Origin of the sequence: Streptomyces tricolor, assembly GCF_002155905.1 — a bacterium.
GTDB lineage: Bacteria > Actinomycetota > Actinomycetes > Streptomycetales > Streptomycetaceae > Streptomyces > Streptomyces tricolor.
This window is the reverse complement of the sequence record NZ_MUMF01000992.1, coordinates 1-4089: the sequence shown is the minus strand read 5'-3', so window position 1 is coordinate 4089 and position 4089 is coordinate 1. Positions and strand designations below refer to the sequence as shown.

Sequence of the window (4089 nt, the reverse complement as noted above, 5' to 3'; positions counted from 1 at the left end):
TCGGCGAGGGCGCCGAGGTCGCCGTCGTCCGCCCAGGCGACCGCCGCCCCGGGGAACAGCGCGCGCAGGGCCGGGCCCAGGGCGAGCCCGGACCAGGCGGGGCGGCTGGGCCAGGCGGTGATCCGTTCGTCGGGTCCGACGGTGGCGGGCACGGCCACGCCGACGGCCCGTACGTCCGCCGCGCCGGGGAACTCCTTCAGGTGTGCGGCGAGGTCGGCCAGGTCGCGGTCGGCGTCCTGGTGCGGGCCCCAGGTGAAGGACGACTCCTCGATCCGGCCGTCGCCGGTCTCCGCGCGGAGGGCGACCTTGGTGCCGCCGATGTCGATGCCGAGCCGGCCCGGCGCCGCGGCGGCGCCGGGCTGCCGGTCCGGTGCAGTGGGCACGCTCAGCGGCCCGGTACGGCCGGGCACAGCGCGAGCAGGTCGCTGGGGCGGCGCAGCACCGCGTCGGGCCCGGCGGCGAGCAGTTCCTCCTCGTCCGGGCCGACCCACAGGGCGGCGGCCGAGGCCACGCCGGCGTCACGGGCGCTGGCCAGGTCGGTGGGCGCGTCGCCGACCATGACGGCCTCCTCGGGCGGCACGTCCAGCAGTTCCAGCGCCCGCTGCACGATGTCGGGCGCGGGCTTGGGCCGGGCCACCTCGTCGGAGCCGATGACGTGCGCGAAGAACGGCAGCAGGCCGAGCCCGTCGAGCAGCGACCGGGCGCGGTCCCCGGCCTTGCCGGTGGCCACGGCCAGCCGCAGGCCGCGCACCCGCAGGGTCAGCAGGAGTTCGAGGACGCCGTCGAAGACCTCCACGCGGTGGGCGAGCCGGTAGCTCTCGCGGACGAAGGGCTCCTCCATCTCCAGCGGCAGCCCCATGATCCGCATGATGTCGGGGAAGTAGCGCCCCTGGTGGCGCACATACTCCTCGAACGGGGCCGGGCCGTCGCCGACGACCTCCGCGTAGGCGACCGCGAAGGCCTCCCGCATGACCGGGAAGCTGTCGACGATCACCCCGTCCAGGTCGAAGACGACCGCCCGCCGGGGTGTCGTCAGGAGGCCGGCCGGGGCGAGGGGCCGGTCGGTCGAGTGGACTGTCATGGGGTCCTCATCTGCTGGTGGTCTGCGGGTACGCGGGCTCGCGCGGCTCGTCGCGGCCGGCCCGGGCGGAGGCGTAGAGGCGCTCCATGAGCCGTACGGTGGTCCGTGCCTCGGCGATGGCCCGGCCCCGGCCGGCCGGGTCGGCGAGGAGGGCGGGCACGCCGTCCAGCTGCCGTCCGTACTCCGCGCCGACGGGTTCGGCGGGGACCGGCAGCCGGCGGGTGGTGCCCTCGCGGGTGAGGGTCAGGACGGACTCGGGCTGCCGGTTGGGGCTGAAACCGAAGGTGCAGCGCAGTTCGGCGGTGCCGGCGCTGCCCTCGATCCGGATCAGGGACAGGTCCGTCGCCTCGTGCGAGGCCCAACTGGCGCGCAGGGACACGGAGATGCCGTCCTCGCGGAGCAGGAATCCGCGGGCGGTGTCCTCGACGTCACCGGTGAGGGCGGCGGCGGGCTGCTCGCGGCGCCAGGCCGCGGACCACTCGCCGGCGTTGAGGAAGTCGTCCGAGACGGCGCCGACGGCCTGGCGGACCGGGGACGGGCCGAGCAGCGCGGTCAGGGTGTCCACGAGGTGCCAGCCGAGGTCGACCAGGGCGCCGCCGCCGGCCTCGCTGCGCCGGGTGAACCAGCCGCCCGCCCGCGGCACCCCGCGGGCCCGTACCCAGGCCAGGTCTACATGCCGTACCCGTCCCAACTCGGGCAGTGCCGCCGCCAGTTCGCGGACGTCGGCGCGGTGCCGGGCGGCGCTGCCGGCCAGCAGCACACCGCCGTCCCGTTCGGCCGCGGCCAGGGTGTCGGCCTCGGCGCCGGACAGGCACACCGGCTTCTCCAGGAAGACGGACACGCCCCGGCCGAGCAGGCCGGCGGCGACCGTGGTGTGCAGGTGGTTGGGTACGGCGACGACGGCGAGGTCGACGGACCGGGGGTCGAGCGCGTCCGGTTCCGCGTGGGCGGGGGTGCCCGTCGCCGCGCCGACGGCCGCCCGGGCGGCGGGGTCGGGGTCGACGACGGCGACCACGTCGAAGTCCGGGTGGGACCGCAGCCGGGGCAGCCACAGCTCCCGCCCCGCCCAGCCGAGCCCCACCACGGCGGCCCGCACGCTCATACGGCGGCCACTGCGTCCGCGATGATCTCGGCCGTGATCTCCAGGTCCCGCTCCGCGGCGAGCAGCACCCGGTGGTGCAGCCAGACGCAGTCGCTGCTGATGGCCTCGGTGTTCGGGCAGCGTTCGGCGATCTGCTCCACGGTCTCGTCGGGGGCGCCGGTCTCCCAGAACGCGTCGGTGCGGTAGATGGCACGGAAGGCGGCGAACGCGGGCAGTCCGGCGTCGACCAGCCGGTCCACCAGGGCGTTGCGGTCCGCCTCGGTGATGCCGGGGATCCGGAACATCGCCATGTAGTGGGTGTTCTGGTCGGCGCGGACGTCGCCGCCCTGCGGTACGACGCCGTCGATGGCGCCGAGCAGCCGGGACAGCAGCGCCCACCGCTGGTCGCGCAGTGCGGTCTGGGCGGGCAGACGGCGCAGCTGGGCGCGCAGCACGGCGGCGGAGAACTCGTTGAGCCGCATGTTGGTGCCGGCGACCTGGTGCAGGTAGCGGCGGTCGGTGCGCGGCCGGCCGCAGCTGTGCCGCAGGAACGCCGCCTCGTAGCGGTCGCTGTCGGGGAACAGGACGGCGCCGCCCTCGCCGGCGGTCATCAGCTTGCCGTTCTGGAAGGAGAACGCGGCGACCGTGCCGAGTTCGCCGACCCGCTTGCCCTGCCAGCGGGCGCCCTGGGCGTGGGCCGCGTCCTGGAGGATCGGTACGCCGGTGTCGGCGGAGAGCTTGCCGAGCGCGTCCATGTCGGCCATCAGACCGGCCATGTGCACGGGCATGATCACCCGGGTGCGGGGGGTGATGGCGGCGGCCGTGGCGGCGACGTCGATGTTGTACGTGTCCGGGTCGACGTCGACGGGGACGGCGACCGCGCCGAGGCGCTGGGCGGCCTGGGAGGAGGAGATGAAGGTGAAGGCCGGCACGACGACCTCGGTGTCCGGGCCGACGCCCATCACCTGGAGGGCGAGTTCGAGGGCGTGGGTGCCGTTGGTGACGGCGAGGGCGTGCGGGGCGCCGTGGAAGTCGGCGAACTCCTGCTCGAAGGAGTCGACTTCCTCGCCGCCCATGCGCCACCACTGGCCCTGTTCGAGGGCCCGGATCAGTCCGGTCCGCTCGTCGTCGTCGTACTGCGGCCATGTGGGGAATACCGGTGCCGGTCGCGCGTTCATGGTTCTCCAAATCTCCGTCGGGAACGGGCTGGGCGGGAGTGAGCGGGCGAGGCTAGGAGGGCGACAGAGCCGGTCCGGACGGTTCGCGCAGTGCTGGCCGTCCTCAGACTAGGACGCGGCGTGCCGGGCCTCCCATCCCCCGGTCTGGTAGTCGGCCGGTGGCGGGCGGCTAGGGCGCGTGCAGTCCGAAGAACGCACGGTAGGAGTCGATCTGGCCGGTGAGCATGTGGCGTCCGTGGTGCACGGGGAGCCCGTGGGCGGCGGCCTCGCGCAGCAGCCGGGTGTCGCGGGGTTTCATGATGATGTCGGCGACGACGGCGCCCGGCGGCAGCGCCTGCGGTGCGAAGGGCAGCGGGTCGTCGGGGCGCAGGCCGAGCGGGGTGGCGTTGACGGCGAGGTCGCTGTCGGCCAGCGGCGGTCGGCCGGCGGCCCGGACCCGGCCGGGCCAGTGGGCGGCCAGCCGGTCGACGAGCGCGGTCAGCCGCGGGGTGTCGGGGTCGGTGATGGTCAGCCGGTCCACGTCGGCGTCGAGCAGGGCCGCCGCGATGGCGCTGCCGGCGCCGCCCGCGCCGACCAGCGCGACGCGGGCGCCCTTCGGCTCGTGCCCCGCCCGCACGAGTCCGGCCACGAAGCCGGAGCCGTCGAAGTTCTCGGCGAGCCAGGTGCCGTCGGGTTCGCGGCGCAGCGCGTTGGCGCTGCCGGTGATCTCGACGGTGCGGCTGCGCCGGTCGGCCAGCAGGGCGGCGGCC

At 75.5% G+C, this 4089-nt stretch carries 4 protein-coding genes and 1 pseudogene; all 5 read right to left on the bottom strand.

The genetic code is table 11. From position 1 onward, the window contains the following. Positions 1 to 383 (bottom strand): annotated as a pseudogene (locus tag CCN44_RS42210) (ROK family protein); the annotation flags it as partial. A 2-nt stretch (positions 384 to 385) separates the two neighbouring features. Then, positions 386 to 1081 carry an HAD-IA family hydrolase gene (locus tag CCN44_RS42205; RefSeq protein ID WP_059246582.1) on the bottom strand — a complete coding sequence of 232 codons (696 nt, stop codon included), beginning with the start codon at positions 1079 to 1081 and terminating at the stop codon, positions 386 to 388. Positions 1082 to 1088: 7 nt separating this feature from the next. Further along, positions 1089 to 2183, bottom strand: a complete 1095-nt coding sequence (locus CCN44_RS42200) for a Gfo/Idh/MocA family protein (RefSeq protein ID WP_086704569.1) — start codon at positions 2181 to 2183, stop codon at positions 1089 to 1091. Beyond that, the gene (gene rifK, locus CCN44_RS42195; RefSeq protein ID WP_059246580.1) at positions 2180 to 3340 is read right to left on the bottom strand and encodes a 3-amino-5-hydroxybenzoate synthase; all 1161 of its coding nucleotides are present in this window, start codon (positions 3338 to 3340) and stop codon (positions 2180 to 2182) included. Before rifK ends, CCN44_RS42200 begins: the two co-directional genes overlap by 4 nt. Before the next feature lie 169 nt (positions 3341 to 3509). After that, on the bottom strand, positions 3510 to 4089 hold a 580-nt coding region (locus CCN44_RS42190; RefSeq protein ID WP_086704567.1), incomplete at its 5' end, for a shikimate dehydrogenase family protein.

What these genes read in the sequence shown, in the direction of transcription:
- rifK (WP_059246580.1), bottom strand. Translation starts at nt 3,340, where the DNA reads ATGAACGCGCGACCGGCACCGGTATTCCCCACATGGCCGCAGTACGAC.
- CCN44_RS42200 (WP_086704569.1), bottom strand. Translation starts at nt 2,183, where the DNA reads ATGAGCGTGCGGGCCGCCGTGGTGGGGCTCGGCTGGGCGGGGCGGGAG.
- CCN44_RS42205 (WP_059246582.1), bottom strand. Translation starts at nt 1,081, where the DNA reads ATGACAGTCCACTCGACCGACCGGCCCCTCGCCCCGGCCGGCCTCCTG.